The sequence below is a fragment of the Ralstonia nicotianae genome, assembly GCF_018243235.1.
Lineage (GTDB): Bacteria > Pseudomonadota > Gammaproteobacteria > Burkholderiales > Burkholderiaceae > Ralstonia > Ralstonia nicotianae.
Map to the genome: position 1 here is coordinate 1653841 of NZ_CP046674.1, position 25601 is coordinate 1679441.

The window sequence follows — 25601 nt, forward strand, 5'->3', positions numbered from 1 at the left end:
GCACGGCTTGTTTTTTGCTTCTTTGAGGACATTCAACATCGCTACTGAGAAATCTCACCGCATCAACCGCGAGATCACCGCGCCGGAAATCCGGCTGACCGGGGTTGAAGGGGAACAGCTCGGCATCGTCAAACTGTTCGACGCACTGCGTCTGGCAGAAGAGAAGGACGTCGACCTGGTCGAGATCGCGCCGACCGCGCAGCCGCCTGTCTGCCGCCTGATGGACTATGGCAAGTTCAAGTATCAGGAACAGAAGAAGGCCCACGAGGCCAAGCTGAAGCAGAAGGTCATCCAGGTGAAGGAAGTGAAATTCCGCCCTGGTACCGACGACGGCGACTACGAGGTCAAGCTGCGCAATCTCAAGCGCTTCCTGGATGAAGGTGATCGCACCAAGATCACGCTGCGCTTCCGGGGCCGCGAGATGGCGCACCAGGAAATCGGCGCACGCATGCTCGATCGTCTGAAGACGGACTTGGAAGAGTTCGGCCAAGTCGAGCAGATGCCGAAGATGGAAGGTCGCCAGATGGTGATGATGTTGGCGCCGAAGAAGCGCAAGTGATACGGGCAGCGGCCGGAGGCACTCCGGCCGCTGCCCAGCATTTCGGACAGAAGCAGGTTGTCGCGCGTCGGCGGCATGCGAAGTCGGAAAGCGCGGCGGGTTTCATCGCCTGCCGCGACACAACAAGTGAATCCGGGTCTTGCAAGTGTCGGCGTCAGCCGTCCACCTGGCTTCATGTCAAAACGGAGTTGTTCCATGCCGAAGATGAAGACGAAGAAAAGCGCCTCCAAGCGCTTTACTGCCCGTCCTGGTGGCACGATCAAACGTGGCCAAGCCTTCAAGCGTCACATCCTGACCAAGAAGACCACCAAGAACAAGCGTCAGCTGCGCGGTACCGAGGGCGTCCATGAGACGAACCTGAAGTCCGTTCGCGCGATGATGCCGTACGCCTAACCCCTAACTACGAAAGGAGAGTTCCATGCCTCGAGTTAAACGTGGGGTCACAGCGCGGGCCCGTCACAAGAAAGTCATTGACGCTGCCAAGGGTTACCGCGGCCGTCGCAATAACGTCTATCGCATCGCCAAGCAGGCGGTCATGCGTGCTGGCCAGTACGCCTACCGCGATCGTCGCAACAAGAAGCGTGTGTTCCGTGCACTCTGGATTGCACGTATCAACGCTGGTGCGCGCGAGCACGGTCTGTCGTACAGCAAGTTCATGAATGGCCTGAAGAAGGCGTCCATCGAACTGGACCGCAAGGTGCTGTCGGACATGGCCATTCACGACAAGGTGGCGTTTGCCGCCATCGTGAACCAGGTGAAAGCCAACGTCGCCTGAGTCTGATTGGCCGGTCAGTCCGTTCCGCGGTTTGTCGGCCGATCACCCTGACGGGGCTCTCACCGAGCCCCGTTTTTTATTCCGAATTCCCGAATTCTCACGCTCGCCTTCCCATGTCACTGGATCTGGACCAAGTCGTCGCCGATGCCCAAACTGCGTTTGCCTCTGTGGAGGACAACGCTTCGCTGGAAAACGAGAAGGCGCGCTTTCTCGGCAAGTCCGGCGTGCTGACCGACTTGCTCAAGGGACTGGGCAAGCTCGATCCGCAGACGCGCAAGTCGGAAGGCGCGCGTATCAACCTGGCCAAGAGCCGCGTCGAAGCGGCCCTGAACGACCGCCGCCAGGCGCTGGCTGATGCGCTGATGAACGCGCGCCTGGCCGCCGAGGCGATCGACGTGACGCTGCCCGGCCGCGATGTGGCCGAGGGCAGCCTGCACCCGGTGATGAACACCTGGGAGCGCGTCGCGCAGATCTTCGGCTCGATCGGCTTCGACGTGGCCGATGGCCCCGAGATCGAAACCGACTGGATGAACTTCACGGCGCTGAACAACCCGGACAACCATCCGGCGCGCTCGATGCAGGACACCTTCTACATCGACGGCCGCGACAGCGACGACAAGCTCCTGCTGCTGCGCACGCATACCAGCCCGATGCAGGTGCGCTATGCCCGCATGCATGTCGAGAAATACAAGCACCTCGATCGCATCCCGCCGATCAAGGTGATCGCGCCGGGCCGCACCTACCGCGTCGATAGCGATGCCACGCACTCGCCGATGTTCCATCAGGTCGAAGGCCTCTGGATCGCGGACAACATCAGCTTCGCGGATCTCAAGGGCGTCTACACCGACTTCCTGCGCAAGTTCTTCGAGAGCGACGATATCCAGGTGCGCTTCCGCCCGTCGTACTTCCCGTTCACCGAACCGTCGGCCGAGATCGACATGGCCTTCGGCAACGGCAGGTGGCTGGAGATTTCCGGTTCCGGCCAGGTGCACCCGACCGTGGTGCGCAACATGGGCCTCGATCCGGAGCGCTATATCGGCTTTGCGTTCGGCTCGGGCCTGGAGCGCCTGACCATGCTGCGCTACGGCATCAACGACCTGCGCCTGTTCTTCGAGGGCGACGTGCGCTTCCTGCGCCAGTTCGCGTAACGCGGACGCCTGCCGTCCGCGGGTTCGCCGTTTCCCTGTTCACCGAATTCCTTTTTCTGTCGCGCCATGCAATTTCCGGAATCCTGGCTTCGCAGTTTCGTCAATCCGCCGATCGCCACCGCTGAGCTCTCCCATCGCCTGACGATGGCCGGTCTCGAGGTGGAAGAGGTCGATCCCGTCGCGCCGCCGTTCTCGCAGATCGTTGTCGGCCACGTGGTCGAGGTGAACAAGCACCCGGACGCCGATCGCCTGAACGTCTGCAAGGTGGATGCCGGCACGGGCGAGCTGCTGCAGATCGTCTGCGGCGCGCCGAATGTGTCGGTGGGCATCAAGGTGCCGTGCGCATTGGTGGGCGCCGAGCTGCCGCCGGGCGACGACGGCAAGCCGTTCAAGATCAAGATCGGCAAGCTGCGCGGTGTGGAGAGCTACGGCATGCTGTGCTCGGCGCGCGAGCTGAAGCTGTCGGAAGAGCACGGCGGCCTGCTGATCCTGCCGGAAGACACGCCGGTGGGCGCGGACATCCGCAAGGTGCTGGACCTGGACGACCAGATCTTCATCATCAAGCTCACGCCCAACAAGGCGGACTGCCTGTCGATCCACGGCGTGGCGCGCGAGGTGTCCGCGCTGACGGGCGCGCCGATCACGCTGCCGACGATGGCGCCGGTGGCAGTGACGCTCTCCGACAAGCTGCCGGTCAAGGTGGAGGCGCCGGACCTGTGCGGCCGCTTTGCGGGTCGCATCATCCGCGGCGTCAATGCGCGTGCGAAGACGCCGGCATGGATGGTGTCGCGCATCGAGCGCGCGGGCATGCGCAGCGTGTCGGCGCTGGTCGATATCTCCAACTATGTGATGCTGGAACTGGGCCGTCCGTCGCACGTGTTCGACCTGGACAAGATTCATGGCGGCCTGACGGTGCGCTGGGGCAAGCCCGGTGAGCAGCTGAAGCTGCTGAACGGCGACACCGTCACCGTCGATGACAAGGTTGGCGTGATCTCGGACGAGCAGGCCATCGAAAGCCTGGCCGGCATCATGGGCGGCGACAAGACCGCCGTCACGCTCGACACGCAAAACATCTACGTCGAGGCCGCGTTCTGGTGGCCCGCCGCCATCCAGGGGCGCGCGCGCCGCTACAACTTCTCGACCGACGCCGGCCACCGCTTCGAGCGCGGCGTCGACTATGCGACCATCGTCGAACACATCGAGCGCATCAGCGCGTTGATCCTCGATATCTGCGGCGGCCAGGCCGGCCCGATCGACGATCAGATCGTCAATTGCCCCAAGCGCGAGCCGGTGCGCATGCGCGTGGCGCGTGCCGCGCGTGTGCTCGGTATTCCGCTGTCGCACGAAGTCGTGTCGGATGTGTTCAAGCGCCTCGGTCTCACGTTCAGCGTGGACGGCGATGTGTTCGTGGTCGAGCCGCCGTCGTACCGTTTCGACATCGAGATCGAGGAAGATCTGATCGAAGAGGTCGCCCGCATCTACGGTTTCGAGCAGATCCCGGCCAAGCCGCCGGTTGCTGAAAACGCCATGCGCCCGACCAACGAGGCACGCCGCACGATGCACGACGTGCGTCACGCCGTGGCCGCGCGCGATTACCACGAGGTCGTGAACTTCGCCTTCGTCGAGACCGAATGGGAAGCCGACTTTGCCGGCAACACGCAGCCGATCCCGTTGCTGAACCCGATCGCCAGCCAGTATTCGGTGATGCGCAGCACGCTGATCGGCGGCTTGCTCGACAAGGTGCGCTATAACCTGAACCGCAAGGCTTCGCGCGTGCGCCTGTTCGAGGTGGGCCGCGTGTTCCGCCGCGATGCGGAGGTGGCCGACGGCGGCCTGTCCGTGGCCGGCTATGCGCAGCCGATGCGGGTGGGCGGCATTGCCTACGGCCCGGCCGCGGAAGAGCAGTGGGGCGTGCCGGCGCGCGCTGTCGATTTCTTCGATGTGAAGGGCGATGTCGAGTCGCTGCTGTGGCCGCTGCAGGCGCGCTTCGAGCGTGCCGAGCATTCGGCGCTGCATCCGGGCCGCGCTGCCCGCGTGGTGCTGGACGGCCGCGCCGTCGGCTGGATCGGTGAGCTGCATCCGCGCTGGCTGCAGAAGTACGAGCTGCCCACCGCGCCGGTGGTGTGGGAGCTGGACCTGGACGCCATCACTGCCGTCGGGCTGCCGGCCTATCGCGAAGTGCCGCGCGTGCCGGCGGTGACGCGCGACATCGCGCTGGTCGTGCGTCAGGACGTGGGCGTGCAGGACCTCGTCGATGCGTTCGAGAAGGCGGCGGCCGGCATGCCGTGGCAGCGTTACCTGCAGGGCGTCGTGCTGTTCGACGAGTTCCGTCCGAAGGCCGCGACGGCCGCGATCGGGGCGCAGGAGAAAAGCCTTGCCTTCAGGATTACGTTGCAAGATACTGACAGCACCCTTCAGGACGATCTCGTCGAGGCCGCCACGCAGCAGCTGATTCGTGCGGCCGGCGATGCATTCGGTGCGCGTCTGCGTGCCTGACGTCCGCGCCGCGCTCAGACCGCTCGAACGAACCTCCGCATTCGGATCGACCACGCAAGCGAATCCTATGAACGATCAACACGCATCCTCGCTGGCGGCTTCGCTGGGCGACGCGCTCGGTTCTTCCTCGGCGGCCCTGGCCGATGCGCGCGATGCCGCGCGCGGCCAGGACGTGCCGACGCTGACCAAGGCCGAGCTCGCCGAGATGCTGTTCGAGCAGGTCGGCCTGAACAAGCGTGAGTCGAAGGACATGGTCGAAGCTTTTTTCGACGTGATTCGCGAGGCGCTCGAACAGGGCGACAGCGTCAAGCTGTCCGGCTTCGGCAACTTCCAGCTGCGCGACAAGCCGCAGCGTCCGGGGCGCAATCCGAAGACCGGCGAGATCATTCCCATCACGGCGCGCCGTGTCGTCACCTTCCACGCGAGCCAGAAGCTCAAGGCGCTCGTCGAGGAGCGCGTCGAGCCGATGCCCGCCAGCGCTGCGTAATTTCGCGTCTTCGCTTGCGCCACCATGGTCGCCGATAAACACACGGAGCGGATCAATCTGCCGCCGATTCCTGCCAAGCGCTACTTCACCATCGGTGAGGTGAGCGACCTGTGCGCGGTGAAGCCGCACGTGCTGCGCTATTGGGAGCAGGAGTTCACGCAGCTCAAGCCGGTCAAGCGGCGCGGCAACCGGCGCTATTACCAGCACCACGAGGTCCTGCTGATCCGCCGTATCCGCGAGCTGCTGTACGAGCAGGGCTTCACGATCAACGGCGCGCGCAATCGGTTGGATGAGCTGCGGCATGGCGGAGGCAGTGCTCCGGCCGAAGCGCCTGAAGCACCGGCCGAGATTGTCGCTGCGACTGCCGAGCCCGTGGCGGCTGCCAGCAGTGGCACCATCGACGTGCCCGCGTTGCGCCTCGCGCTGCAAGCGGTGCTGGATATCTTGCAGGCGAGCAAATCGTAAGGGTTGTTGCGACCCACTAGTCACGGACGATATCACTCTGTTATACTTTCACGCTTTCGGGGCGTAGCGCAGCCTGGTAGCGTACCTGCATGGGGTGCAGGTGGTCGGAGGTTCAAATCCTCTCGCCCCGACCAGACAGAAAGAACCCGCTTGGTGTTGAGCCAAGCGGGTTTTTTATTGGCGGTACGGTGACCTCGCGCCAACATGCTCTGAAGCGTGGTCACGCAGCCTGGCGCCTGCAGTCCGTTTGCGGCAGCGATGAGCGGCGGGCGCGGTCGAAGTGCGCCAGGGCACTGTGCAGCAGACCCGGACAGGAAGAGGCTCAGCGCACGACCCGCAGCCGGCAGGTCGCTTGCCGCGTGTCGCCGGGTGCCAGCAGGTGCAAGCCCTCGCCGTGGTGGATCGCGTTGGGCAGGCCCATCCACGGTTCGATGCAATAGAAGTCGGAGGTCGCGCTTTCCGTCCAGGTGGTGATGGCGTGCCACGGCATCAGTGCGCCGTCGATTTCGATGCGGATGCGGCGGCCCAGGGGCGCGTCGGGATAGGGCGGGATATCGAGCACCGCCGCACCCGCGGCGTCGAGCAGGTGGTAGCGGTCCTGCAGCGCGGGGTTGTCGAGCGTGTAGAGCGTGTGTCCGGGCTGGGGCGCGTCGAGGCTGCCGTCCGCCAGCTGCCGCGACAGCCGCGAGGGCGGCATCTGCAATGTCGCCGCGTGGCGCAGCACGGCGGGCAGCGCGAAATAGAAGTGGTGCCCGGCATAGAAGGGCATTGGCGCATGCGTGTCGCCTTCGGCAGCATGCTTGATGGCGAACGTCGCTTCCAGCCCGTCTTCGAGCAGCCGGTAGCTGACCCGGAACTCGAACGCGAAGGGATAGCCGGCGCGCGTCTGCGGTCCGTCGCGCAGCAGCAGGACGATGTGTGAGCGGTCGGCGCTCTCCACTTCGAACGGCAGGTCGCGCGCGAAGCCGTGCTGGGGCAGCGCATGGACCTGGCCGCCGGCATCGCGCCAGCGGCCCGGCTCGCCGTCGACGAAGTGCCGGCCGATGAACGGAAACAGCACCGGATTGCCGCCGCGGATCTTCGCGGGGGTCGACCAGTCGGCGGGGTTCGGCCAGTACAGGATGTCTTCGCCGCGATGGCGCCAGCGCACCAGCCGGCCGCCGGCTTCGGGCGCGAGCAGCAGCATGGAGCCACCGGTGCGGTCGTCGCCGATGCGCACGAGGGTATGTTCTTGGAAGCGGGCAGTCGGAAGGTCGAGCATGGCAGCGGAGGCGGTGCCTTGTTGGTATGGGAATCGCGTACTACGGTCTAGATTGTCGATGCGTTTTGCCGGGAGGAAAACCATGTCTTTGTATCTAGCCGGCGGGTCGGGCATCCGGGCCTGTCCCTTCCATACCGTACCACCGCCCGATGAGCCCGCGCCGCCGGGGATTCCTCCCGACCTGCCGTCGCCTGACGAGGTGCCGCCCCCGGTCGAGCCACCCGAGGCGGAGATGGTCTATCGTGCCTGAGTGAGCTGTTACCAATCGTCACAGCTTTGCGATGGCCGGTTTGTAAGATAGCGCGAGTTTTTCCCGCGCGACCGGCGCCTTCTGACGTCAACGAACCGAGCCCTGCTATGTCGATTCTTCCACGCTTGACCCTGTGCGCTGTGCTGGCGGCCTCGATGGCCGGTTGCGTGGTGGCGCCGCCGCCGCAACCCCGTCCCGTGGCGCCGGCGCCTGCTCCGGTGGATCCGCGTGCCCGCTTCGAGCAGGTCCAGGGGCGCCTCGCCGAGGAGTCGCATCGCATCGACGTGCGCCAGCAGCAAGGCTACATCGATCCGTACCGCGCCGACGGCCTGCGCGACCGCTTGCGCCGGATCCGCCAGGAAGCCGGCGACATGGCCAGCCAGCACTATGGCGGCCTGTCCGGCGACGAGCAGCGCGCGCTCAACGAAGAGCTCGCTGGCCTGTCGCGCGACATCAATCGCTGATCGCGCCGGCCTGGTCATGCTGCATTGCGGTATGATCGAAACGTCCTGTTGCGGCGCCGCCCGGCCCGGCGCCGTGCACGGCCTGCGGAAGCTGGTACGCTTGCGTTCCTCCTGAACGACGCCTGCCTGCTCGATGCGGCGGCCTGCCGTGCGAAAGATCATCCATTGCGACTGTGACTGCTTCTACGCGGCCATCGAGATGCGCGACGATCCGCGACTCGTGGGGCGGCCGCTGGCCGTGGGCGGGCGCCCCGAGCGGCGCGGCGTGGTCGCCACCTGCAATTACGAGGCGCGCAAGTTCGGCATCCACTCGGCGATGCCGATGGCGCAGGCGGTCAAGCGCTGTCCCGACCTGCTGATCGTGCCGCCCGCGATGGACAAGTACCGCCAGGTCGCCCGGCAGATCTTCGCCATCTACCAGGGCTACACGCCGCTGGTGGAGCCGCTGTCGCTCGACGAGGCCTACCTGGACGTGACCGACAGCCCGATGCTGGCCGGCAGCGGCACGCGCATCGCCGAGGACATCCGCCGTCGCGTGCGCGAGGAGATCGGCATCACGGTGTCGGCGGGCGTGGCGCCCAACAAGTTCATCGCCAAGATCGCCAGCGACTGGAACAAGCCCGACGGCCTGTTCGTGGTCCGGCCGGAGCAGGTGGATGCCTTCGTGGCGGCCCTGCCGGTCGAGCGCCTGTTCGGCGTGGGCAAGGTGACGGCCGCCAAGCTGCGGCGCCTGGGCGCGCAGACCTGCGGCGATCTGCGCGGCTGGGGCGCCGACCGGCTGCAGCAGCATTTCGGCAGCTTCGGCTTCCGGCTGCATGACCTGTGCCGGGGGATCGATCACCGGCAGGTGCAGCCGTCACAGATCCGCAAGTCGGTGAGCGTGGAGGAAACCTATGCGACGGACCTGCGCACGCTGGACGACTGCCAGCGCGAACTGACCATCCTGGTCGACCAGCTCGCCGCGCGCGTGGAGCGGGCCCGTGCCGGCGGCATGATCCACAAGACCTTCGTCAAGCTGCGCTTCGCGGATTTCCGTGGCACCACGGTGGAGTGCGTTTATCCGCAGGTGGCGCTGCCGGTCTTCAACCGGCTGCTGGCACAGGGTTTCGAGCGGCGGCGCATACCGGTGCGGTTGCTTGGCGTGGGCGTGCGCCTGCATGAGACGGATGCCCATGCGCGCCAGCAGGCGCTGTTTGCCGAGGACCTGCCGCCCGGCGCCTGACCCGGCTACGGGGGCCTGCCTTGCCGAGCGCGCCAGTCGGTGCGATTTATCCTATGTTTTCGTCTGCATTGAGCGATAGAAGGGCGGCAGTCGCCAACGGGTAAAATGCCCGCTTTTTTGCATAATCCGCCGCCGCGCGCCACACGTGCGCGACAGCGCATTCCGTCACACTCCGGACATGCGCGCAGACAGGAGACGCCTTGATGAGTTTGTTCCGTACCAAGAACCTGGATCACATGATCCGCACCGGCCAGGGCGATACCGGCCTGAAGAAAGTCCTCGGACCGCTGGATCTGACCTTCCTGGGGGTCGGCGCCATCATCGGCACCGGCATCTTCGTGCTGACCGGCACCGGTGCACTGACCGCGGGGCCCGCGCTGACGCTGTCGTTCGTCGTTGCGGCGCTGGCATGCGGGTTTGCGGCGCTGTGCTACGCCGAATTTGCCTCGACCATTCCCGTGTCGGGCTCGATCTATACCTATGCCTATGCCACGCTGGGTGAACTGGTGGCCTGGATCATCGGCTGGGACCTGATGCTCGAATACGGCCTGGCGACCTCGGCCGTGTCGGTGGGCTGGTCGGGCTATTTCCAGTCGCTGATGGCGGGTTTCGGCCTGCATCTGCCGGCGGCGCTGATGGCCGCACCGGGGGCGATTCCGGGCGTGCAGACGCTGTTCAACCTGCCGGCGCTGCTGATCATGCTGATCATCACGGCGGTGCTGTCGCTCGGCGTGCGCGAGTCGGCGCGGTTCAACAACATCATGGTGGCGATCAAGGTGGCGGTGGTGGTGCTGTTCATCGTCGTCGGCGTGCGGCACGTGCAGCCGGCCAACTGGCAGCCGTTTATGCCGTTCGGCATGTCGGGCGTGTTTGGTGCCGCGGCCCTCGTGTTCTTTGCCTTCATCGGCTTCGACGCGGTGACTGCCGCCGCGGAGGAGGTGCGCAACCCCGAGCGCGACCTGCCGATCGGCATCATCGGCTCGCTGGGCGTCTGCACGATCCTCTACGTGGTGGTGGCCGCCATCATGACCGGCATCGTGCCGTACACCAAGTTCGCCGGCGTTGACCACCCGGTGTCGCTGGCGCTGCAGATGGGTGGCGAGACGTGGGTGGCCGGGTTTGTGGACCTGGGCGCCATCATCGGCATGACGACGGTGATCCTGGTGATGGGCTATGGGCAGACCCGCGTCATCTTTGCGATGTCGCGCGACGGCCTGCTGCCCAAGCGCCTGTCGCGGGTTCACCCGCGCTATGCGACGCCGTTCTTCAATACCTGGCTGGTCGGCATCGTGTTTGCGCTGATCGCCGCCTTTGTGCCGCTGAACGTGCTGGCCGAGCTCATCAACATCGGCACGCTGGCCGCGTTTTCGCTGATCGCGATCGCCGTGCTGGTCCTGCGCCGCAAGCGCCCGGACTTGCCGCGCGGCTTCCGCTGCCCGGGCGTGCCGTTCGTGCCGGCGGCGGCCGTCGTGCTGTGCGTGTTCCTGATGAGCCAGCTGCAGGCCCTGACCTGGATCGCCTTCGTGGTCTGGATGGTGATCGGCCTGCTGGTGTATTTCGGCTATGCGCGCAGCCGGTCGCTGCTGCATGCGCCGGACCGTGCGGCGGTGCCGGGCTCCGAAGCGGCGCACTGACCGGGGTGCCGCTTAACGGCACAGCGGCGCGGCGGTCGCCTGCAGGATTTCCGCGTCGCGGGGCCGCTCTATGAGGGCGGCCAGTCCCACATCGGCCGGCCGCGCATCGGCGGGCAGTGCAATCTCGCCTTGCCAGGTCGTGGTCGGTTCGTTCAGCCGGATCGGGCCGATCCATTCCCGCACGACGTGGTCGTGATGCAGTTCCACGCCGCCGTTCTCGCCGCCGCTCGGGTGGCTGACGAGGCCGTTCTGCGTCAGCGCGATCCATGCGACCGCCGGCTCGGCGCCGCTGCCAAGGGGGCGCAGCGTGAAGCGTGCGCGCGTTTGCAGGGCCATGCGCTGTGTGCTGCCCGCAGTGGCATCCAGGGTGATCTCCGCCTGCGCCGGGCGGGCATTCCGTGCTTCGATCGCACGCGAGAAATCGGTCGGGTCCGCCCAGCGGCGCAGTTCGCGTCCGGAGACGAACACTTCCGGGGTGTAGATCGTCGAGGCATGGGCGGCATCGCCCAGCGCGCGCTGTCGCCCGGTGAAGGCCGCGCGGCTGAATGGATCTTTCCAGCCGGGGCCGTTCCAGTAGTCGACATGCAGCGCCAGCGCAATCCAGCGCTGCGGGTCGGCCGCGGTGCGCGACAGCCAGCGGTCTGCCGGAGGGCAGCTGTTGCAGCCCTCCGAGGTGTACAGCTCCACGACCGCCACGGTATGCGGCGGGCTCTTGGCATGCAACGAACTGCAATCGCTCGCGGCAGCGGAATGCGTGGCCTGCGCCAGCAGCGTCAGCGCCCCCCATCCTTGCAATAACCGTCGGTTGAGTCCCATGATGCACTCCGTGGGAAAGCGAGGCCTGTGTGGCCCCGGCATGGCTTCAGTCGGGCAAACAGGATCATCCTGACAAAAAAATACGTGTGCGGCGAGCAGCCGGCAAACCATGGCGGGGACTGGGATCGCGCCTCGCCGGGAACCCCGGGTGATCGGGATTGACGAAGGGGATCGCACACCCGGGGCAACCTGTGGTTAAAATGAGCCTCGCAGATCCACGAAATCGTGCCGGCCCCCCCGCACGATTTCCACGCCTCGCGGCGTGTGCTTTGTTGTTCATTGCAATCGGAGGGCTGTGAGATGGAAATCAAGTTCGAATCGAAACAGGAGTACGCCATCAACAACGAGGGCCTGCTGTTCGATGCGCTCGTCGATGGCGAGAAGGTGACCTGTGTGGCCACGCGCGAAGCGCTGTGGGAAGGACTGAGCGGTGACCAGGTCGTGTCGCTGCAGGCGGCCTTCGAGGCGGGCCAGGCGCGCATCCAGGATGCTGCCCGCGTGCTCATCGCTGATGGTGTGCAGCGTTCCGGATTGCAGGATTTGCCGCAGCCGGTGGTGGTCAAGCGCGCGCATATCGCGTCGGCGTGATCGCGATCGCCTGTCCTCGCGGGTGCCAGTTTGCCTGATGCCCGCACACGGCGGACGTGGTCCGCCGACCCCACGAAAGGCCGGTCTTCATGACCGGCTTTTTCGTTGCCTTGTCGTGATTCCCAGCTGGACGGCATCCGGCAGGCGCCGGAACCACGCAGGATCATTCTGCGCGGCGGCTTGCCTGGCCGGCGTCGGTACGCCCCGGTGAGACCTGCCGGTGACATGGTGTCCCCGGGGCAGCATCGGCTGCCACGTCGTCCCGCTTGTCCAACTGTTTTACATTCCGTGGAGGAGCCGTCCGCGATGCAGCTTCCGGTGAACCCTTTTAAGCGCGCGCTGGCCGAACGACGCCCGCAGATCGGCCTGTGGCTGGCGATGGCGCATCCATACCCCGCCGAGATCGTTGCCGGGGCCGGCTTCGACTGGCTGCTGATCGACGGCGAGCACGCGCCCAACCAGCTGCAGTCGACGCTGGCGCAACTGCAGGCGGTGGCGCCGTATCCCGCGCATCCGATCGTGCGGCCGGCGTGGAACGACGTGGTGGAGATCAAGCGCCTGCTCGACATCGGCGCACAGACGTTGCTGATCCCGATGGTGCAGAGCGCGGAGGAGGCGCGCGCGGCCGTGGCGGCGATGCGCTATCCGCCCCACGGCAACCGGGGCGTGGGCAGCGCACTGGCGCGGGCATCGCGCTGGAACCGCGTGGACGACTACGTCCGCCGCGCCGACGCCGAGATGTGCACGCTGGTGCAGGTGGAAACGCCGCGCGGCGTCGAGCATCTGGACGCCATCCTGGCTGTGGCGGGTGTCGACGGTGTCTTCATCGGGCCGGGCGACCTGGCTGCGTCGATGGGGCACCTGGGCGAGCCGGGCCATCCGGAGGTGCGCCAGACCATCGATCGCACCATCCGGCGCATCGTTGCGGCGGGCAAGGCGGCGGGTATCTTGTCGGCCGATCCGGCGCAGGCGCGGCACTACCTGTCGCTGGGGGCGACCTTTGTTGCCGTGGGGTCGGATGTCACGCTGCTGGCCCGCAGCGCCGAGCAGCTGGCGCGGTCGTTCGCCGGCGCGGGCGCACCCGTGCCGGGGCAGGCCGGCGCGGTGTACTGACGTCTCGGTATCGCGGGCGGGCGGGCGGTCAGTCGTCGGCCGGGAGGCGTTTGTCCGTGGCGGGCGCTTCCATCAACTGGATGGCCTCGTCGATGACGCGGTAGAGCGCCTCCAGCCGCGGGCGGCCGAGCTGGCTCTCGATGTTTGCGTACGTCGCGTCCACCTGCGGTTCGACGTCGGCCAGGAACCGGCGGCTCTTGGGGGTCAGCGAGATGACCTGGCGGCGCTGGTCCACCGACGAGCGCGTGCGTACGATCATGTCGGCCTGCTCCATCGCGGCCAGCATGCGCGTCAGGCTCGGGCTCAGGATCAGGCAGGCGTCGGCGAGCTGGTTGGGCTCCATGTCGCCGGTGTCGTTGAGGGTACGCAGCACGCGCCACTGCTGCTCGGTGATGCCGTGCTCGCGCAGGATGGGCCGGAAACGCGCCATGAGCGTCTCGCGGGCACGCAGCAGCAAGTGCGGTAGGTTGCGGCGCTTGAAGGTCGAAACCATGCGGATCGCGCGGGCTCAGGCGTCACGCAGGGCGGCGACCACGGGCGTATGGTCCGAAGGCTGTTCCCAGCCGCGCGGCACGCGGTCGATATGGCACGACTCGCACAGCCGGGCCAGGTCCGGCGACAGCAGGATGTGGTCGATGCGCAGTCCGGCATTGCGCCTGAACGCGAACAGGCGGTAGTCCCACCACGAGAACAGCTTGTCTTCCTGCTCGAACATGCGGAAGGCGTCGACCAGCCCGGCGCTTTCCAGCGCGCGGAACGCGGCACGCTCCTCCGGCGAGACGAGGTTCATGCCTTCCCACTTCTTCGGGTCGTGCACGTCGCGGTCGTCGGGGGCGATGTTGAAATCGCCCAGCAGCATCAGGCGCGGGTGCGCGGCCATCTCGGCCTGCAGCCAGTCCTGCAGGGCGGCCAGCCAGCGCATCTTGTAGACCATCTTGTCGGAATCGAGCGCCTGGCCGTTGGGGAAGTAGGCGGAGATCACCCGCACCGGGCCGCCGGCCACATCGTACGTGGCAGCCACGACGCGCTGCTGCTCGTCGGCAAAGTCCGGGATGTTCCTGACCACGTCGCGGCCCTCGGGCATGGCCGCCTTGCGCGCGAGGATGGCAACGCCGTTGTAGGTCTTCTGGCCGGTGAACAGCGAGGCATAGCCGGCGGCCTCGAGCTCGGCCAGCGGGTAGCGGTCATCGGGCAGCTTCAGTTCCTGCAGGCAGAGCAGGTCGATGGGCGTGGCGTCGGCTTCGCGCTCGCCCAGCCATTGCAGGACGTGCGGCAGGCGGACTTTGAGGGAGTTGACGTTCCAGGTGGCGACACGCATGGGGAAATCGGTTCAGGCAAAAAAGATGACGGCGGTGCCGATGCAGCGCCGCCCGGATGGAGCGCTATTGTGCCACCAAGCCTCCGCCCGGCATCCGACGGCGTCCCGCATGCGGTAGATTGATGAGAATCGACCGCACGGGAGCATCCATGGATTTCGTGATTCGCAATGCGAGCCTGCCCGACGGGCGCGCCGGTATCGACATCGGCATCGCAGCGGGCCGTATCGAGGCGGTGCAGCAGCGCCTGCCGGCACGCGGCGCGGAGGAGGTCGATGCCGCCGGCGCACTGGTGTCGCCGCCGTTCGTCGATGCGCATTTCCACATGGATGCGACGCTGTCATACGGGCTGCCGCGCGTGAACCGGTCCGGCACGCTGCTCGAAGGCATCGCGCTGTGGGGCGAGCTCAAGCCCGCGCTGACGCAGGAGGCGCTGATCGAGCGTGCGCTGCGCTACTGCGACTGGGCGGTCGCGCGCGGCCTGCTGGCGATCCGCTCGCACGTGGACGTGTGCGATGCGCGCCTGCTGGCGGTCGAGGCGCTGCTGCACGTCAAGCGGCAGGTGGCGCCTTACCTCGACCTGCAGCTCGTGGCCTTCCCGCAGGACGGCGTGCTGCGCAGTCCGGGCGCCTTCGACAACCTCAGGCGCGCCATCGGCATGGGCGTCGATGTGGTCGGCGGCATTCCGCATTTCGAGCGCACCATGGCCGACGGCGCGGAATCGGTGCGGCTGCTGTGCGAGTTCGCCGCCGAGCGCGGCCTGCGCGTCGACATGCATTGCGACGAGTCGGACGATCCGCTGTCGCGCCATGTCGAGACGCTCGCGGCGCAGGCGCACCGCCTCGGCTTGCACGGCCGCGTGGCCGGCTCGCACCTGACCTCGATGCACTCGATGGACAACTACTACGTCAGCAAGCTGCTTCCGCTGATGCGCGAGGCCGGCGTCGCGGCGATCGCCAATCCGCTGATCAACATCACGCTGCAGGGCCGCTCGGACACCTATCCGAAGCGGCGCGGCATGACCCGCGTGCCGGAACTGCTGGCCGCCGGCATCGACGTCGCCTTCGGCCATGACTGCGTGATGGACCCGTGGTACGGCCTGGGCTCGGGCGACATGCTGGAAGTGGCCCACATGGGTTTGCACGTGGCCCAGATGACCGGCCAGGCGGCGATGCGCCAGTGCTTTGCCGCCGTGACCGAAACGCCCGCGCGCATCCTCGGCCTGGAAGGCTACGGCATCGCGCCGGGCTGCCATGCCGATCTGGTGATGCTCGATGCGCGAGATCCGATCGAGGCAATCCGCCTGCGCGCGGCGCGCACGCTGGTGATGCGGCGGGGCCGGGTGGTGGCGCGCACGCCCGCGCCGCATGCCGTGCTGTCGCTGCCGGGGAGAGCGCCACGCGTCGATTTTCGGCTCGCCTGAAAGACAAACGCCGCTTCGGCGCGGGGCGCGAAGCGGCGTGCTGTGCGGCGGTCAGCCGGCCCAGGCTCAGGCGGGTTCGGCCGTCACCACCATGCCGCCATGGCGCAGCAGCGCGTCGATGCTTGGCGCGCGGCCGCGGAAGGCCTTGAACGACTCGATCGCCGGGCGGCTGCCGCCGACGGCCAGCACCTCGCGGCGGTAGCGCGCGCCGGTCTCGGCATCGAGCACCGAGCCGGTCAGCTTGCCGGCTTCCTCGAAGGCCGCGTAGGCATCGGCCGACAGCACTTCAGCCCACTTGTAGCTGTAGTAGCCCGCCGCGTAGCCGCCCGCGAAGATGTGGCTGAAGGTGTTCGGCCAGCGCGACAGCACCGCCTGCGGCACGACATGGAAGCGATTGTTGATCTGCCGCGACAGCTCCAGCACCGAGGTCGCGCCCTTCGGATCGAAGTCGGTATGCAGGTGCATGTCGAACGTCGAGAACACGATCTGGCGCAGCGTCGCCATGCCGTTCTGGAAGTTCTTGGCGGCCAGCATGCGGTCGAACAGCGCGTGCGGCAGCGGCTCGCCGGACTCGACATGGCGGGTCATGCGCGAGAGCACTTCCCACTCCCAGCAGAAGTTCTCCATGAACTGCGAGGGCAGCTCTACCGCATCCCATTCCACGCCGTTGATGCCCGACACGCCCAGTTCGTCCACCTGCGTGAGCATGTGGTGCAGGCCGTGGCCGAATTCGTGGAAGAGGGTGATGACCTCGTCGTGCGTGAACAGCGCAGGCTTGTCGCCGACCGGGCCGGAGAAGTTGCAGGTGAGGTAGGCCACCGGGGTTTGCACACCGGCGTCGGCCAGCACCTTGCGGCCGCGGGCGTCGTCCATCCAGGCGCCGCCGCGCTTGCCGTCACGGGCGTACAGGTCGATGTAGAACTGCGCCAGCAGTTCGCCCTGCGCCGATTCGACGCGGAAGAAGCGCACGTCGGGGTGCCACACCTCGGCCGGCTCCGGGCGGATCTGCACGGAGAACAGCGTCTGCACGACGTTGAACAGGCCGTCCAGCACGGCCGGCTCCGGGAAGTACTGCTTCACCTCCTGCTCGGAGAAGGCATAGCGGGCTTCGCGCAGCTTTTCGGAGGCGTAGGCCATGTCCCACGGCTCGAGCTTGTCGATGCCCAGCGTGGTCTTGGCGAACGCCTGTAGCTCGGTCCAGTCTTTCTCGGCGAAGGGGCGGGCGCGGTCGGCCAGCTCGCCCAGGAAGCGCAGCACCGCTTCGGGCGAGTCGGCCATCTTGGGCACCAGCGACACCTCGCCGAAATTGCGGTAGCCGAGCATGTGCGCCTCTTCGGTGCGCAAGGCCAGCTGTTCGGCCATGTTGGCGGTGTTGTCCCACTCGGGCTTGCCGCTGCCGTGCTGGGGCCCCAGCTCCGAGGCGCGCGTGACGTTGGCCTCGTACAGCGTGCGGCGCAGCGCGCGGTCGTTCGCGTACTGCAGCACCGGGAAGTACGACGGGAAGTGCAGCGTGAACTTCCAGCCGGTGCTGGCCGGATCGTTGCGGCGGGCGGCTTCGTGCGCGGCTTGCCGGGCATCTTCGGGCAGGCCGGACAGGCGCGCCTCGTCGTCGATCCGCAGCGCGTAGCCGTTGGTCGCGTCCAGCACGTGGTCGCTGAACGCCTTGGTCAGCTGCGCCTGCTGCTCCTGGATGGCGGCGAAGCGCGGTTTGCGGTCTTCCGGCAGCTCGGCGCCGCCCAGGCGGAAGCCGCGCAGTTCGTTGTCGAGCAGCTGCTTGCGCGGCGCCGTCAGCGTGGCGTATTCGGCGCTTTCGGCGATCGCCTTGTACTTCTGGAACAGTTCCAGATCCTGTCCGAGGGCCGACCAGAATTCGGTCACGCGGGGCAGGTTGGCGGCGTGGGCCTCGCGCAGCGCCGGCGTATCGGCCACCGAGCTCAGGTGGCTGACGATGCCCCAGGCGCGGCCGAGCGGCTCGGTGGCGTCTTCCAGTGCCGCGACGACATGGTCCCAGGTGGATGGCGTGGCCGGGTCCTTGATGCGGACCACGGCGGCGGTGGCGCGCTCCAGCAGCACGTCGAGCGCCGGCGTGATGTGCTCGGGGCGGATCTCCGCAAAGCGCGGCAGACCGGAGAAATCGAGAAGCGGGTTGGCAGCCGGGGTGGCGACTTCAGGCGAGGTGACGGTCATGGCGGGCTCGGAAAACGGGAGGAGTGGACATCGAAAAAGCGTCCAGTCAGGCAGGTTGGGACGCTTTTCCGGTTTCCAATGGCTGCGACCGGGTCGCAATCCTCAATCTTATGCTGCGAGTGCGGCGTCTTCGGCGGCGCGCTCGGCCGCTTCCAGCGTGTTGATCAGCAGCATGGTGATGGTCATCGGACCGACGCCGCCCGGCACGGGCGTGATGTGGCCGGCCACGTCCCTGACGCCGGCGAAGTCGACGTCGCCGCACAGCTTGCCGGCGTCGTCGCGGTTCATGCCCACGTCGATGACGACCGCGCCCGGCTTGACCATGTCAGCCGTGATGATGTTGCGGCGGCCGACGGCGGCCACGACGATGTCGGCCTCGCGGGTGTGGGCGGCCAGGTCGCGCGTCTTGCTGTTGCAGATGGTGACGGTGGCGCCGGCCTGCAGCAGCAGCATTGCCATCGGCTTGCCGACGATGTTCGAGGCGCCCACCACCACGGCACGCGCGCCGCGCACCGGGTAGTCGATCGATTCGAGCATCTTCATGCAGCCGTACGGCGTGCACGGACGGAACAGCGGTGCGCCGGTCATCAGCGCGCCGGCATTGGCGACGTGGAAGCCGTCGACATCCTTTTCGGGCGCGATGGCCTCCAGCACCTTGTGGCTGTCGATGTGCTTGGGCAGCGGCAACTGGACCAGGATGCCGTGGATGCGCGGGTCGCGGTTCAGCGCGTCGATGCGGCCGAGCAGGTCGGCCTCGGTCAGGTCGGCCGGGTAGCGGTCGAAGATGGACAGGAAGCCGTTGTCTTCGCACGCCTTGATCTTGTTGCGCACGTAGACCTGGCTGGCCGGGTCGTCGCCGACCAGGATGACGGCGAGGCCGGGCTGGTGGCCGCGCGCGGTGAGGGCGGCGGCGCGCTGGGCGGCTTCGGTGCGGAGTTGCTTGGCAAGCGCGTTGCCGTCGATGAGTTGGGCGGTCATGGCAGGGCGGAGGAGGGAGAAAAAGCAAAGCGCGATTATAAATCGCCGCTCCGCTCTTCCGCCGCCGAAGTGACGCGCCGGGAGCCCGCCCGGCCGGCGCCGGCTATGCGCGCGACAGCGCCAGGCGCAGCAAATCGGCCACGGTGTTGACGTTGAGCTTTTCCATGATGTTGGCGCGGTGCGCCTCCACCGTCTTGATGGAGATGCCCAGGTCGTCGGCGATCTGCTTGTTCAGGCGGCCGGCGACGATGCGCTCCAGCACCTGCTGCTCGCGCGTGGTCAGGCGGCTGAGCAGGTCATTGGCGGCCTTCTGCTCGCGCGCGGCGGAGTCTTCCGTGCGGGCCTTGCTCAGCATGCGCTCGACCAGCTCGCGCAGCTCGGATTCGTCGAACGGCTTTTCGATGAAGTCGACCGCGCCCTTCTTCATGGTCGACACCGCCATCGGCACGTCGCCGTGGCCGGTGACGAAGACGATGGGCATGCGGTTGTTCTCGGCCAGCAGGCGGTCCTGCAGCTCCGGGCCGCTCATGCCCTGCATGCGCACGTCGAGGATCAGGCAGCCGACGCCTTCGCCGCGCTTGTCGTCGACCAGGAATTCCTCGGCGCTGCGGTAGGTGCGCACGTTGTAGCCATTGCCTTCGAGCAGCCACGTCAGCGAGTCACGCATGGCTTCGTCGTCGTCGACGACGAACACGGTTTCGTTGCGCGGAGCGACCGCGGCGGGCGTTGCACTCATGGAGAGTCCTCGTTCTACGTTCTGAATCTACGTTCTGAAAACGATTGAAGCCGGTTAGACCGGATGCAGCGGAAGGGTGATTTTAAACGTACAGCCGATGCCGTCGGGATTGTTTTCCACCCACAACCGCCCGAGGTGGGATTCTATGATGGAGCGGCAGATGTTGAGTCCCATGCCCATGCCGTCGGACTTGGTGCTGAAGAACGGCTCGAACAGGCGCTCCTTGGTGCTGTCGTCCACGCCGGGGCCCTGGTCGATGACCTCGATCAGCACGGAGTTCTCCGGGTCGCTGACCAGGCTGGCGTGCAGGCGCAGCACGGCGGCGGCGCGCAGGCGCGGATGGGCCGCCATGGCTTCGACGGCGTTCTTGAGCAGGTTGACCAGCACCTGCTCGATCAGCACCGGGTCGACATACAGGTGCGGCAGGCCGGCCGGCAGCCGCGTCAGGATGGTGACGCCGCGCCGGATGGCCTCCAGCTCGGCGAGGCCCACCGCGTCGGCCACCATCTCGCGCAGGTCGGCTTCGCGGCGCTGCGGCTGGCTGCGCTTCACGAAGCCGCGGATGCGCTGGATGATCGTGCCGGCGCGCACCGCCTGGGCGGAGGTCTTCTCCAGCACCGGGATCAGCTCCTCCGGCGTGCTGCGCCCGCTCTTCAGGCGCCCGACCGCACCCATGCAGTAGTTGTTGATGGCCGCCAGCGGCTGGTTCAGCTCGTGCGCGAGCGACGACGCCATCTCGCCCATGGTGGTCAGGCGGCTGGTGAACTGCAGGCGCTCTTCATGCTGGCGCGTCATCTCTTCAGCCGCCTTGCGCACAGTGATGTCGGTGGCGATCTGCATCTGCGCGAGGTGGCCGTCCACCCACTGGATATAGCGGCGGCGCACCTCGAACCATTTCTGCATCGACGGCAGGTAGACCTCGCGCGCGTCGGCGGCGTGCGGCGTGAGCTCGGAGGCGGGCAGGCCGGCGAAGCCGTCGACCAGGTCGAGCGCATCGCTGGAGACGTCCTCCGTGTTGACATCGGTGCCCGACAACTGAAGGTGGCCGGAGGCCTCCCAGCCGAACAGCTGCCGGTAATAGCGGTTGGCGAACAGCAGCTCCGCTTTGTCGGTCGACAGCACCGAGACGGCGGCATCCAGGCTCTCGAGCACCGTGGTGAAGCGGTCGTGCGCGGCGGCCAGGTCTTCGCGCGCGCGCTTGGGCTCGGTGATGTCGGTGATGGAGCTCATCCAGCCCGTGTGCCGGCCGCGCGCATCGATCAGCGGCGAGACGTACATCCGCGCATAGAAGCTGGTGCCGTCGCGGCGCACCATGCGCAGTTCCATGCCGTTGGCCGGCGCCTTGCCGCGCAGCGTCAACTCGATGTACTTCTGCATCTCGCCGATCTCGTTGGCCGGCCAGTACGGGAAGGGCGGCATGCGGCCGACCAGCTCCTGCTCGGTCCAGCCGATCATGCGGCAGAAGGCCGGGTTGACATAGGTGATGCGGCCGTTGAGGTCGAGCGAACGCAGGCCGATCACCATGGAGTTCTCCATGGCGCGCCGGAAGGAGGTCTCGGCCAGCAGCGCCCGCTGGGCCTCGGAGCGACGGCTGGTATGGCGCCACACGCTCCACAGGCTCCAGATCACGAAGCACGACAGCCCCGCCACCAGCCACATCAGCATGTTGTTGGGCAGGTTGGACAGCGCCGGATACGCCTCTGCCCGCAGCGACAGCGAATGCCCCGGCGGGTCCAGCAGCACCTCGTACGACGCGGCCGCCTTGGGCACCGGCCGCAGCGACGTGCTGGCGCGCACCACATTGTCCTTGTCGACCAGCGAGAAGCGGTAGCGGTCGGTCAGCTCGCCCGGCAGCAGCTGTGTGAGGATGCCGGTCACGGAATACATCGCGCCGACCGTGCCCAGGAACTCGTTGTCACGGACGATGGGCACTTCCATCAGCATGAAGCTCTCGCCGCGCTCGTTCTGGATGGGGCGGGAGTAGACCGCGCGCTGGGTCTCGCGCGCGGCATCATAGGCGGACTGGATCTCGGCCTCGAGCGGATGGTCGCGCGTCTCGCGCACGCGCTGCGCGAATTCCGAATTGGCGGGAAAGGCCCAGCGCGGCCGGCGCGTGGCATCCAGCCAGTTGATGAAGACCACCTCGGGGTTCTCGCGCAGCAGTTGCCGCGCGGCATCGCGATAGGCGCTCGGGTCCAGCTGCGCGGCGCCGATGTCGCGCGCCAGCGCCGCCACCTGGTCCTGGTTGCTCTGCAGGGACAACCGCACCTTCTGCTCGGCCCAGGCGGCGTCGCGGTACAGAGCGTCGCGCTGCTGCTGCACCTCGGTGGCATGCAGCTGGTAGAGGATGAAGATCATCGCGCCGGCGAACAGCACGATGGCCACCAGCGGAATGAACATGAACCAGTTGGTGGTCCATAGCCGGCCCAGGCGCGTGATCCACAGCCCGCGCGGCACGTTCGGGCGCACGCCGTCTTCCGGCGGCAGTTCGGGCGCCGGTACGGGAACGGGCATCGCGGCGGCCGGCGGTTGCGTCGCGGGGTCGGCCGGCTCCGGCGTGGCGTGGGAGGGGGAGAGCATGATGGGCGGGCGAACGCCGGAATTCTGCGGACGAGGGTCGATGGACATCTGTGCAACTGCGCAAAATCAAGTGTAGCGGCATTCGATCGGCCGGTCGCTTGGGGAAACCGCTGGTGGCGCGCGGATGGCGGCCGTGCGGATGCTGCATTGCAGCGGAAAGCGCGGCTTATTTTGCACCGCCGCAATATTCCGCATTATAAAAAACCATATCGCAATTTGAAAATTCAGCTTGTGCTGCATTTGCGTGTCCTCATAGAATTCAGCGCAAAAGTCGGGCAGGCTTTGCTGCGCCGCGCGTTCGTGCAGCTTGCAAAAGGGCGCCCGCCTCAACAGACGCAACCCTTATTGCACCAAGGAGACCGCCATGTCGGCCGTACCAGAGCAAGTCCTGGGCGCCACGCGCGCCAGCGACGTCGATCCCCAGGAAACCAAGGAATGGCTGGAGGCGCTGCAGGGCGTCATCGGCGCGGAAGGCCCGGACCGTGCAGCGTTCCTGCTCGACAAGCAGCTCGAATACGCGCGCATCAACGGCGTGACCTCGCCGCTGCATGCGGAAACCCCCTATATCAATACGATCCCGGTCGAGAACCAGGAGCGCATTCCCGGCGACCAGGAAATCGAGCACCGCATCCGCTCGTTCACGCGCTGGAACGCCATGGCGATGGTCCTGCGCGCCAACAAGGACACCAACGTCGGCGGCCACATCTCGTCGTTCGCCTCGGCCGCCACGCTGTATGACGTCGGCTACAACCATTTCTGGCATGCCCCGTCGGACAAGCATGGCGGCGACATGGTCTTCGTGCAGGGTCACTCGGCACCGGGCGTGTATTCGCGCGCGTTCCTGCTGGGCCGCCTGTCCGAAGATCAGCTCGACAGCTTTCGCCAGGAAGTGGACGGCAAGGGCATCTCGTCGTATCCGCACCCGTGGCTGATGCCGGATTTCTGGCAGTTCCCGACCGTGTCGATGGGCCTGGGCCCGATCATGGCGATCTACCAGGCGCGCTTCACCAAGTACCTGGCCAGCCGCGGCCTGATCCAGAACTTCGAGAACCGCAAGGTCTGGGCCTTCCTGGGCGACGGCGAGACCGACGAGCCGGAATCGCTGGGCGCGATCGGCATGGCCGGCCGCGAGAAGCTGGACAACCTGGTCTTCGTGATCAACTGCAACCTGCAGCGCCTGGACGGCCCGGTGCGCGGCAACGGCAAGATCATCCAGGAGCTGGAATCGGAATTCCGCGGCGCCGGCTGGAACGTCATCAAGGTCATCTGGGGCAGCCGCTGGGATCAACTGCTCGCCCGCGACACCAAGGGCCTGCTGATGAGCCGCATGATGGAATGCGTCGACGGCGAGTACCAGACCTTCAAGTCGAAGAGCGGCGCCTATGTGCGTGAGTTCTTCTTCAACACGCCGGAACTCAAGGCCATGGTGGCCGACTGGTCCGACGACGACATCTGGGCGCTGAACCGCGGCGGTCATGATCCGCACAAGATCTTCGCCGCCTTCAAGTCGGCCACCGAGCACAAGGGCCAGCCGACCGTCATCCTCGCTAAGACCATCAAGGGCTATGGCATGGGCGAGGCCGGCGAAGCGATGAACATCGCCCACCAGCAGAAGAAGATGCCGGTGGACGCCATCCGCAAGCTGCGCGACCGCTTCAACATTCCGGTTGCCGACGATCAGCTCGAGCACGTTCCGTACGTCAAGTTCGAAGAAGGCTCGAAGGAACTGGAATACATGCGCCGCGCGCGCATGGACCTGGGCGGCTACCTGCCGGCCCGCCGCCAGAAGGCCGACGCGCTGCAAGTGCCGGCGCTGGCTGCGTTCGACGCGCTGCTCAAGGCCACTGGTGAAGGCCGCGAAGTGTCCACCACGATGGCCTTCGTGCGCATTTTGAACATCCTGCTGAAGGACAAGAACGTCGGCAAGCACGTCGTGCCCATCGTCCCGGATGAGTCGCGCACGTTCGGCATGGAAGGTCTGTTCCGCCAGGTCGGCATCTGGAACCAGGAAGGCCAGAAGTACGTGCCACAGGACCACGACCAGCTGATGTTCTACAAGGAATCGCAGACGGGTCAGGTGCTGCAGGAGGGCATCAACGAAGCCGGCGCCATGTGCGACTGGATCGCTGCCGCAACGTCGTACTCGACGCACGGCGTGGCGATGATCCCGTTCTACATCTACTACTCGATGTTCGGCATCCAGCGCATCGGCGACCTCTGCTGGGCCGCCGGCGACATGCGCTCGCGCGGCTTCCTGCTGGGCGGCACCGCAGGCCGCACCACGCTGAACGGCGAGGGTTTGCAGCACGAAGACGGCCACTCGCACGTCTATCACGCCGCCATCCCGAACTGCATCTCGTATGACCCGACCTTCCAGTACGAACTGGCGGTCGTGATGCAGGACGGCCTGCGCCGGATGTACGTCGAACAGGAAGACGTCTATTACTACCTGACGGTGATGAACGAGAACTACGAGCACCCCGAAATGCCGGCGGGTGCCGAGGCCGACATCATCAAGGGCATGTACCTGTTCAAGAAGGGCGTCGAGAACAGCAACGCGCCGCGCGTGCAACTGCTGGGCTCGGGCACGATCTTCCGCGAGGTGATCGCCGCGGCCGAGCTGCTCAAGAAGGACTGGGGCGTCGAGTCCGATCTGTGGGGCTGCCCGAGCTTCACCGAGCTGGCCCGCGAAGGCAATGCCGCAGCGCGCTGGAACCTGCTGCACCCGACCGACGCGCCGCGCGAATCGCACGTCGAGAAGATGCTCAAGGGCGTGCGCGGCCCGGTCATTGCTTCGACCGACTACGTCCGCACCTTCGCCGAGCAGATCCGCGCCTTCGTGCCGCGCCGCTACGTGGTGCTGGGCACCGACGGCTTCGGCCGCTCGGACACCCGCGAGAAGCTGCGCCACTTCTTCGAGGTGGATCGCTACTGGGTGACGGTCGCGTCGCTCAAGGCGCTCGCCGACGAAGGCGTGCTGCCGCGCGAAAAGGTGGCCGAGGCGCTCAAGAAGTACAACCTCGATCCCAACAAGCCCAACCCGATGACCGTATAACGGAGCCGCCGGGCGCGCTGCGTGCGTCCGGCCGGGCACCGGCCCCGC

At 66.7% G+C, this 25601-nt stretch carries 24 protein-coding genes and 1 tRNA gene; 16 read left to right on the plus strand and 9 right to left on the minus strand.

Going from position 1 to position 25601, the window contains the following annotated elements; genetic code table 11:
* Positions 1 to 7 precede the first annotated feature (7 nt).
* The 8 genes from infC to GO999_RS07690 all read left to right on the plus strand — a co-directional run bounded on the left by infC (position 8) and on the right by GO999_RS07690 (position 6064).
* Positions 8 to 559, plus strand: a complete 552-nt coding sequence (gene infC / locus GO999_RS07655) for a translation initiation factor IF-3 (RefSeq protein ID WP_003267563.1) — start codon at positions 8 to 10, stop codon at positions 557 to 559.
* A gap of 195 nt (positions 560 to 754) precedes the next feature.
* Entirely contained in the window at positions 755 to 952 is a 198-nt protein-coding gene (gene rpmI, locus GO999_RS07660; RefSeq protein ID WP_011001522.1) for a 50S ribosomal protein L35, read from the plus strand.
* A gap of 25 nt (positions 953 to 977) precedes the next feature.
* Entirely contained in the window at positions 978 to 1334 is a 357-nt protein-coding gene (gene rplT / locus GO999_RS07665) for a 50S ribosomal protein L20 (protein WP_003264301.1), read from the plus strand.
* A 113-nt stretch (positions 1335 to 1447) separates the two neighbouring features.
* Entirely contained in the window at positions 1448 to 2482 is a 1035-nt protein-coding gene (gene pheS, locus GO999_RS07670) for a phenylalanine--tRNA ligase subunit alpha (protein WP_011001523.1), read from the plus strand.
* A 66-nt stretch (positions 2483 to 2548) separates the two neighbouring features.
* Positions 2549 to 4978, plus strand: coding sequence for a phenylalanine--tRNA ligase subunit beta (gene pheT / locus GO999_RS07675; protein ID WP_011001524.1), 2430 nt, complete (start codon positions 2549 to 2551; stop codon positions 4976 to 4978).
* Positions 4979 to 5045: 67 nt separating this feature from the next.
* Positions 5046 to 5465 (plus strand): integration host factor subunit alpha, encoded by a 420-nt coding sequence (locus GO999_RS07680; RefSeq protein ID WP_016721764.1) that lies wholly within the window; start codon positions 5046 to 5048, stop codon positions 5463 to 5465.
* Positions 5466 to 5489: 24 nt separating this feature from the next.
* Positions 5490 to 5930 carry a MerR family transcriptional regulator gene (locus tag GO999_RS07685; RefSeq protein WP_011001526.1) on the plus strand — a complete coding sequence of 147 codons (441 nt, stop codon included), beginning with the start codon at positions 5490 to 5492 and terminating at the stop codon, positions 5928 to 5930.
* A gap of 57 nt (positions 5931 to 5987) precedes the next feature.
* Positions 5988 to 6064: transfer RNA gene (locus tag GO999_RS07690), tRNA-Pro, on the plus strand.
* A gap of 188 nt (positions 6065 to 6252) precedes the next feature.
* Here GO999_RS07690 and GO999_RS07695 read toward each other — a convergent pair.
* Positions 6253 to 7191, minus strand: coding sequence for an aldose epimerase family protein (locus GO999_RS07695; RefSeq protein ID WP_011001527.1), 939 nt, complete (start codon positions 7189 to 7191; stop codon positions 6253 to 6255).
* Positions 7192 to 7273: 82 nt separating this feature from the next.
* On the opposite strand from GO999_RS07695, the gene GO999_RS07700 reads away from it, so the two are divergent.
* From GO999_RS07700 to bcaP, 4 genes are all read left to right on the plus strand, one after another.
* Entirely contained in the window at positions 7274 to 7441 is a 168-nt protein-coding gene (locus GO999_RS07700) for a hypothetical protein (protein ID WP_162903490.1), read from the plus strand.
* Between the two features lie 107 nt (positions 7442 to 7548).
* Positions 7549 to 7905: a hypothetical protein gene (locus GO999_RS07705; RefSeq protein ID WP_118872177.1), complete on the plus strand. Its 357-nt coding sequence runs from the start codon at positions 7549 to 7551 to the stop codon at positions 7903 to 7905.
* Between the two features lie 133 nt (positions 7906 to 8038).
* Positions 8039 to 9127 (plus strand): DNA polymerase IV, encoded by a 1089-nt coding sequence (gene dinB / locus GO999_RS07710; RefSeq protein ID WP_118872178.1) that lies wholly within the window; start codon positions 8039 to 8041, stop codon positions 9125 to 9127.
* Positions 9128 to 9330: 203 nt separating this feature from the next.
* Complete coding sequence (gene bcaP / locus GO999_RS07715) at positions 9331 to 10761, plus strand: branched-chain amino acid transporter BcaP (RefSeq protein ID WP_071012154.1); 1431 nt, start codon at positions 9331 to 9333, stop codon at positions 10759 to 10761.
* A gap of 12 nt (positions 10762 to 10773) precedes the next feature.
* On the opposite strand, the gene GO999_RS07720 is transcribed toward bcaP, so the two are convergent.
* Complete coding sequence (locus GO999_RS07720) at positions 10774 to 11577, minus strand: DUF1223 domain-containing protein (RefSeq protein ID WP_211906717.1); 804 nt, start codon at positions 11575 to 11577, stop codon at positions 10774 to 10776.
* Positions 11578 to 11877: 300 nt separating this feature from the next.
* On the opposite strand from GO999_RS07720, the gene GO999_RS07725 reads away from it, so the two are divergent.
* Both GO999_RS07725 and hpaI read left to right on the plus strand, forming a co-directional pair.
* Positions 11878 to 12165 carry a DUF1488 family protein gene (locus GO999_RS07725; protein WP_011001532.1) on the plus strand — a complete coding sequence of 96 codons (288 nt, stop codon included), beginning with the start codon at positions 11878 to 11880 and terminating at the stop codon, positions 12163 to 12165.
* A gap of 306 nt (positions 12166 to 12471) precedes the next feature.
* Entirely contained in the window at positions 12472 to 13278 is an 807-nt protein-coding gene (gene hpaI, locus GO999_RS07730) for a 4-hydroxy-2-oxoheptanedioate aldolase (protein WP_028853092.1), read from the plus strand.
* A 28-nt stretch (positions 13279 to 13306) separates the two neighbouring features.
* Here hpaI and hpaR read toward each other — a convergent pair whose 3' ends face one another.
* Positions 13307 to 13771 (minus strand): homoprotocatechuate degradation operon regulator HpaR, encoded by a 465-nt coding sequence (gene hpaR / locus GO999_RS07735; RefSeq protein ID WP_011001534.1) that lies wholly within the window; start codon positions 13769 to 13771, stop codon positions 13307 to 13309.
* A 15-nt stretch (positions 13772 to 13786) separates the two neighbouring features.
* Positions 13787 to 14596: an exodeoxyribonuclease III gene (gene xth / locus GO999_RS07740; protein ID WP_016721769.1), complete on the minus strand. Its 810-nt coding sequence runs from the start codon at positions 14594 to 14596 to the stop codon at positions 13787 to 13789.
* 149 nt (positions 14597 to 14745) lie between these two features.
* Here xth and GO999_RS07745 point away from each other — a divergent pair, with 149 nt between their 5' ends.
* Positions 14746 to 16017, plus strand: a complete 1272-nt coding sequence (locus GO999_RS07745) for an amidohydrolase family protein (RefSeq protein ID WP_118872181.1) — start codon at positions 14746 to 14748, stop codon at positions 16015 to 16017.
* 66 nt (positions 16018 to 16083) lie between these two features.
* Here GO999_RS07745 and GO999_RS07750 read toward each other — a convergent pair whose 3' ends face one another.
* The 5 genes from GO999_RS07750 to GO999_RS24655 form a co-directional block, all read right to left on the minus strand.
* Complete coding sequence (locus GO999_RS07750; protein WP_019718706.1) at positions 16084 to 18204, minus strand: M3 family metallopeptidase; 2121 nt, start codon at positions 18202 to 18204, stop codon at positions 16084 to 16086.
* Between the two features lie 108 nt (positions 18205 to 18312).
* Entirely contained in the window at positions 18313 to 19182 is an 870-nt protein-coding gene (gene folD, locus GO999_RS07755) for a bifunctional methylenetetrahydrofolate dehydrogenase/methenyltetrahydrofolate cyclohydrolase FolD (protein WP_011001538.1), read from the minus strand.
* Positions 19183 to 19285: 103 nt separating this feature from the next.
* The gene (locus tag GO999_RS07760) at positions 19286 to 19918 is read right to left on the minus strand and encodes a response regulator transcription factor (protein WP_011001539.1); all 633 of its coding nucleotides are present in this window, start codon (positions 19916 to 19918) and stop codon (positions 19286 to 19288) included.
* A 54-nt stretch (positions 19919 to 19972) separates the two neighbouring features.
* On the minus strand, positions 19973 to 22546 hold the full coding sequence (locus GO999_RS07765) for a PAS domain S-box protein (RefSeq protein ID WP_019718707.1): 2574 nt from the start codon (positions 22544 to 22546) through the stop codon (positions 19973 to 19975).
* 18 nt (positions 22547 to 22564) lie between these two features.
* Positions 22565 to 22738 carry a hypothetical protein gene (locus tag GO999_RS24655; protein WP_020832132.1) on the minus strand — a complete coding sequence of 58 codons (174 nt, stop codon included), beginning with the start codon at positions 22736 to 22738 and terminating at the stop codon, positions 22565 to 22567.
* A 124-nt stretch (positions 22739 to 22862) separates the two neighbouring features.
* Here GO999_RS24655 and aceE point away from each other — a divergent pair, with 124 nt between their 5' ends.
* Positions 22863 to 25553, plus strand: coding sequence for a pyruvate dehydrogenase (acetyl-transferring), homodimeric type (gene aceE, locus GO999_RS07775; RefSeq protein ID WP_016721772.1), 2691 nt, complete (start codon positions 22863 to 22865; stop codon positions 25551 to 25553).
* The last annotated feature ends 48 nt before the right edge of the window (positions 25554 to 25601 follow it).